The sequence below is a fragment of the Nocardia sp. NPDC060220 genome, assembly GCF_042727815.1.
Taxonomy (GTDB): Bacteria; Actinomycetota; Actinomycetes; order Mycobacteriales; family Mycobacteriaceae; genus Nocardia.
This window is the reverse complement of sequence record NZ_JBHWZY010000441.1, coordinates 1-5,711: the sequence shown is the minus strand read 5'-3', so window position 1 is coordinate 5,711 and position 5,711 is coordinate 1. Positions and strand designations below refer to the sequence as shown.

The 5,711-nt window shown below is 66.8% G+C and carries 5 protein-coding genes and 2 pseudogenes; 4 read left to right on the top strand and 3 right to left on the bottom strand.

Annotated features, from left to right (window positions below):
• Positions 1-403 (top strand): hypothetical protein (locus tag ACFWF3_RS21890; protein ID WP_379315070.1); only part of this gene is annotated, 403 nt, incomplete at its 5' end.
• Positions 404-434: 31 nt separating this feature from the next.
• Positions 435-1,388 carry an ACP S-malonyltransferase gene (gene fabD, locus ACFWF3_RS21885; protein WP_379315069.1) on the top strand — a complete coding sequence of 318 codons (954 nt, stop codon included), beginning with the start codon at positions 435-437 and terminating at the stop codon, positions 1,386-1,388.
• 426 nt (positions 1,389-1,814) lie between these two features.
• On the opposite strand, the gene ACFWF3_RS21880 is transcribed toward fabD, so the two are convergent.
• Positions 1,815-2,693, bottom strand: a complete 879-nt coding sequence (locus ACFWF3_RS21880; protein WP_379315068.1) for a patatin-like phospholipase family protein — start codon at positions 2,691-2,693, stop codon at positions 1,815-1,817.
• A 525-nt stretch (positions 2,694-3,218) separates the two neighbouring features.
• Here ACFWF3_RS21880 and ACFWF3_RS21875 point away from each other — a divergent pair.
• Positions 3,219-3,641 (top strand): annotated as a pseudogene (locus ACFWF3_RS21875) (beta-ketoacyl synthase N-terminal-like domain-containing protein); the annotation flags it as partial.
• Entirely contained in the window at positions 3,611-4,249 is a 639-nt protein-coding gene (locus tag ACFWF3_RS21870; protein WP_379315067.1) for a lipase family protein, read from the top strand. The pseudogene ACFWF3_RS21875 and the gene ACFWF3_RS21870, both read left to right, overlap by 31 nt.
• A 23-nt stretch (positions 4,250-4,272) precedes the next feature.
• Here ACFWF3_RS21870 and ACFWF3_RS21865 read toward each other — a convergent pair whose 3' ends face one another.
• On the bottom strand, positions 4,273-5,166 hold the full coding sequence (locus ACFWF3_RS21865; protein WP_379315066.1) for an SDR family NAD(P)-dependent oxidoreductase: 894 nt from the start codon (positions 5,164-5,166) through the stop codon (positions 4,273-4,275).
• A gap of 62 nt (positions 5,167-5,228) precedes the next feature.
• Positions 5,229-5,711 (bottom strand): annotated as a pseudogene (locus tag ACFWF3_RS21860) (alpha/beta hydrolase); the annotation flags it as partial.

Genomic DNA, 5,711 nt, shown 5'->3' with positions numbered 1-5,711 from the left:
GCGGTACGGCACCGCGCGGCTGATCCTCGCCGGCGCGGTGGCGACGCTGGCCGGGCATCTGCTGCTGCTCGCCCGACCCGAGATCCACGACTACGTGACCGACGCGCTGCCGGTGCTGCTGCTGATCGAAGCCGGGTTCGTCCTGTCGTTCGCCGCGCTGAACATGCAGTCGACCGCCACCGTGCCCGCCGAACTCCGCCCGATCGCAGTGCCGCTGTATCAAACCGGTGTCCAGTTCGGTGCGGCGTTCGTTCTGCCGATCACCATCGGAGTGGCGGTGGCCTTCGATGCCTACCGTCCCGCGGCGGCGGTGATCGCGGTTGCTGGGCTGCTCGCGGTCCTCGCCGCGAGTAGCGAACTGCGCGCATCCGCGACACCCGCACCCGCGAAAGCTGTTCCATGACAGCCACACTCACCTCGAGGAGGTACCACCCATGACCGCCGACGTCTTCATCCGAGAACAGCCCGACCAGCTGGCGACAGGTCCCAGGACCCTGGCACTGTTCCCCGGGCAGGGCTCCCAGCGGCCCGGCATGGCCGGGTGGATCACCGACTACCCGGTGGCGGAGGAGGTCTTCCGCCGCGCCGACGACATTCTCGGCATCCCGCTGACCCAGCTGTGCGTCGACGGCACCGCCGAGCAATTGCGGGCCACCGACGTGGCCCAGCCCGCGATCGTCGCCACCAGCCTGGCCCTCAGTGCGGTCCGCGCGCAGCGGGGGCTGCCGCCCGCGGCGGTCGCCGGTCACAGCCTGGGGGAGTTCACCGCCCTTGCCGTCGCCGGAGTGTTCGACGAGGACACCGTCCTGCACCTGGTCCGCCGCCGCGGCGAGCTCATGGCCGAGGTCTCGCGCCGCTACGACGGCGCGATGAGCGCCGTCATCGGCCTGCCCGCCGAGCAGGTCGACGCGCTGTGCGCCCGCGTCACCTCGGGCGTCGTCGGCGTGGCCAACTACAACCAGCCGACCCAGACCGTGGTCTCCGGCGCCGCCACCGCCGTAGCCGACCTCGAGGACCTGGCCCGGTCCGCCGGCGCGGCGAAAGTGGTGCGGCTCAAGGTCGCCGGAGCCTTTCATTCGCCCCTGATGGCCGACATCGCCGCCGAGTTCGGCGCCGAACTCGACCGCTACACTCTCAGCCCGCCGGTCGTTCCGGTGCTCAGCGCGGTCACGGCCGACTACGTCACCGACCCCACCGAGATCCGCGCCCTGCTGCGCGGCCAACTGCTGGCCCCGGTCCGCTGGGTGGAGACCGTCCAACGGGCCGCTGCCGACGGCTACGACGAACTGGTCGAACTGGGACCGGGGCAGGTACTGACCGGATTCTCCCGCCGCATCGCGCCCGACGTCAGCTCGACGGCGATATCGAAACCCGAAGAGCAGGGCTAGCCGATGGGTCGGTCCAGCGGCTTACGCCAGGGGATATCGACCAGTACGCCAAACTTCTACAACCCAGGAGGGTGCTGGTCATCGGCAAATAGCGGTGCGGTCGGTTGTAGCGGATGCCCGAAGCGCCGTAGCCGCGGGCGGTGTTGCCCTACCATTGCGGTGTTCGGGGTTTCGGCGGCGATTGTGCAGCCGAGGGAATGCGCGGGAGCCGTCGTTGCGATGCAGTCTCTCGCTCAGGCCACCGTGGCATTCGCGATCGCGTCGTGCACCATGGTGGCGACGACCTGACCTCCTCGGCAGCAGCGATCTCGCTGGCAACGAACTGGGCTCGCACGATTGGCTGGCTGAATCGGATCGGGAACAATCACATTCGACGACCTGTCCAGTGTTCCGGTCGCCTGCATGCGGCCGGAACACTGTCAGATGTCAGCGAAGCTCGGCGATACTTGTGACGTAGCGTCGGGCGTCTTCGAGGCCGATCTGGGCCGCGCGGGGACGTAGCCGGGTGTCGAGGAGTTCGTTGCCGACTTCGGCGAAATCCGGTCCTTCGGTGATCTTCACGACGCGCACGCCTTGCCGGGAAACAGCTTCGAGTTCGGCTTCCTCGGCGGTGTTGGCCAATGCGCCTCCCGAGGGGCCGATGAACACGATCGCGTCGAGGTTCTTTTCGGCGGTGAGTGCGGCGACGGTGGAGGTGCGCCGGGTGTCACAGTAGTGGCTGCCGCCGAAGGCGACCGGGGGGAACAGTCCGGGTACCGCGCACGAGGAGGCGATAGCGCGGGTCAGGTCGATGCCATCGGCGCGTTTCCAGAGCACGGTGTCGCCGGTTTCGCAGTGGACGGAGCTCACCCGCAGGTCCGTGTCCGGCCAATCGGCGACGGAGTCCGGCAGCAGGGAGGCGATGATCTGGGCGAATACGGTGTCGTCGTTCGCCGGGGTCGAGGTGAGGATGAGCTTGCCTATCGCACGCGCCCGTTCTTGGATGGATCCCTCCGTCGACACGAGCAGGTGCAGCATTTCCGGCGGTATCGCGGCAGTCCCCGCACTCACTTGGTCGTCGTCCGCCTCATGCTGGGTCAACTGCCAAGATGTCGCGTAGGCGCCGCGTTGTTCGCCCCGGGCACGTTCGGCCAAGTCGGCCCCGCTGGTGGCGATTGCGCCGACGATCGAGCCCGCGGAGGTACCTACGGTGACCGCGCAGTCGGTGACGCTGAATCCTGCGTGCTCGGCCAGACCTGCGAGAACGCCGGTCTCCCAGGCGACTCCGACCTCCCCACCGCCGCCGAGAATCAGACCTATCTTCATGTTCGTCTCCCCACATTCGAATCGGTCGCTTCCGCGCGGCCTATCTACGATTTTGCCGCGAGCCGAGGGTGTGCAGCAGCCCGCCATATGGCGGTAAAAGGGGTAGTTCGACCGCCAATTGCGCACGGCTATCTCGCCGCTAATCGCACTGCCGGTGTTCTGTACGGTGCAATGTTGCGAAACTATTGATTTTCTATACGCTGGCAGGACAACCCGGAGGGGGATCTCCGAGGTTGATCACAGCGGCAAAAGTGTTGCCGCGCTTCGGTTGTCGTGGGCAATGAAACCGCTGGGGACGCTCGGTGGTGTGTCTTCGAAACGAGCCTCGCCGGTGTCGCACTGTCGCGACCGAGACATCAGGACGACGATGTCCGCTAATCCTGTCCGAAGGCCCTCGTCGAGCGCGCCCGGCCGGATCCGTGCATGCGCTGGGGGCGGCGCGCACAGATCCCCTCACCTGCCCCGCCGTCACGGGTGATAGCTGCTCGTGACATGTAAGTCATTGCGTAACAGGAGGTGTCGAAGATGGCTACTCATGCTGAGCTTCGCTCATGCCTGACGAAGGCCGCGAGCGAGCTACAGGGGACGCGCAAGAAGCTCGCGGCGCTCGCGTCGCGGCGTACCGAGCCGATTGCCGTAGTCGCCATGGCGTGCCGTTATCCGGGCGGTATCACCTCGCCCACCGAACTCTGGGACCTGGTGAGCACCGGGCGCAGTGCCGCAGCGCCACTGCCACTCGATCGCGGCTGGGATATGTCCGTGCTGACCGCTCCGGACCAGGACGGTCCTGGTGCGACCTACGTGCGCGAGGGAAACTTCCTTGATGCCGCAGGCGATTTCGATGCTGCGTTCTTCGGCGTCAGCCCTCGCGAGGCGCTCGCGATGGACCCACAGCAGCGGTTGCTGCTGGAGGTTTCGTGGGAGGCCATCGAACGCGTGGGGATCGACCCGCAAGCCCTTTCGGGATCCGATACGGGCGTGTTCATGGGCGTCACGGCAAGGCCGAGATCGCCGCCGCCTTCGCCGGCTGGGCCCCGGAGGTGGGCGAGGTCATCGAACGCACACCCGAGGACGCCATCGTCAGCATCCGGCCCAGGACCCACCTCGACGGTCACCGCGATGCTCAGTCCGGCGGCATCGACTTTCTGCACTCCACCGCCAACGAATGTGTTTCCGGAACCGTGGCGCGCTGGGCGTTCCGCGATACCAGGGACTTCACGGTCACCGGCCAGCCGATCATGACCTCGCTGCGAGCAGATCCCGCCGTTCGAGCGGTGATCGATAGCTTCGCCCTCGGCACCATCGCGCCCGCCGATCCTGTCATGCTCCTGCAGAACATCAACGACGATGCGGTGCCGGCCGGGCCGGCCCGTCAGCTTTCCGTCGACTGGTGCGCGAAGGGCGCCGACGTGATCTACCACGAGCTCGACTATCCACCTCTGCTGCCCGAGATCGGTTTGTTCGGTCACAGCGCGACGATCCTGGGCGCCGACGTCGCGATGGCATGGCTTGCCGACCGCCTCGCCGGGGTACCGGCACAAGCAAGCTGCCGGTAATGCACTCGGCGGTCGACGTGCACTCAGGTATCTGTGGAATTCGCGCGTTCCACGAATCGGCGTAACTGGCCTTGCAGGTCCCCGACGGCGATGCTCGGTCCGGCGGTGATCTGCTCCCAGTGCGCTGCGACTCCTTCGACGGTCTGTTCGTCGGTGCGCAGCAGAACCCCGGTGGTTTCCTGCATTTCGGCCGTCGCGTAGACACCGGCTCCGGCAGCGAGGACGGTCTTGGTCGGTGCGGCGCGGGAGACCAGAAAGAGTGCCCCGGCGGTGCTCGCCTCGGGGCGCATCAATTCTATTGTGTCGGTGTCGAAGAGGGATGCGGTCATCTGTGTGGTGGCCAGCGGGGCGATCGCGTTGACACGGATTCCCTTGGGGCGTCCCTCGATAGCCAGGACATTCATCAACCCGACGAGCGCGGATTTGGCCGCCGCGTAGTTGGCCTGGCCGAAGTTTCCGTAGATCCCCGACCCGGAGGTGGTCATCAGGATTCGACCATATTCTTGGTCGATCATGGTGTCCCACACCGCTTTCGTCGTGTGCACGGCTCCGATGAGGTGCACGTCGATGACTCGGCGAAAGTCGCTGAGGTCGGCATTTCGGAAGCTGGCGTCACGCAGGATTCCGGCGTTGTTGATCAGTACGTCGACGCGTCCCCACCTGCGCAGGGTTCGGTCGACCATGGCGACCACCTGCGCGTAGTCGGTGATGTCGGCGTGGTCGGCCACCGCCGAACCATCGGCGGCCGTGATCTCGGCGACCACCTGCTCCGCGGGTGACACGGCGGCGCCCGGCACCGGTAGGTCGTTGACGACGACATGGGCGCCGCGGGCAGCGAGTTCGAGGGCGTGGGATCGGCCCAACCCGCGGCCACCGCCGGTGACGATGGCGACCTGGTCACGAAAGTCGATGGTCAAGGTGTGTCATCTTTCTGGTGTACGTAGGTTCGGTGTGATGGGCGATCAGCGTGCCGCGCCGCTCAGCCGAACCGCCCGGCGAGCCACGCACCGATCTCGGCCGCCGCCAAGCTGGCGCCGGTCGGCGCGCCCTCGGTGATCGGGCCACCGAAATGGGTACCGGGAACACTGGTGTGGCTCTTGTCGGTCGAACCCAGGGCCTCGACCATCCTCGTCGCGTCCTCGGGGAAGCAGGCCTGATCGCCGGTGAGTTCGACGAATATCGACGGAACCGTCACGCCGGGGGCGCATCGGACGAAGTCGGCATTGGTGCTCAGCGCCGACCAGGTCGACAGCCACGCATCCGCGGTGGTGAAGCGGCCGAATCCGACCAGGCCGTAGTTGGTGAGGTCGGCTCTGCGACTGAACAGCGAACCGTAAGGGCGTTCGTTCGGGCTCAGCGACAGGTCGGTGAACCGCAGGTCCGCGTCGGTGCGATAGACGGTCAGAATCCGGGGCGCCAGGGCGTTGCGCTGATCCACGGGATCCGCGGACTTCGCGAAGCG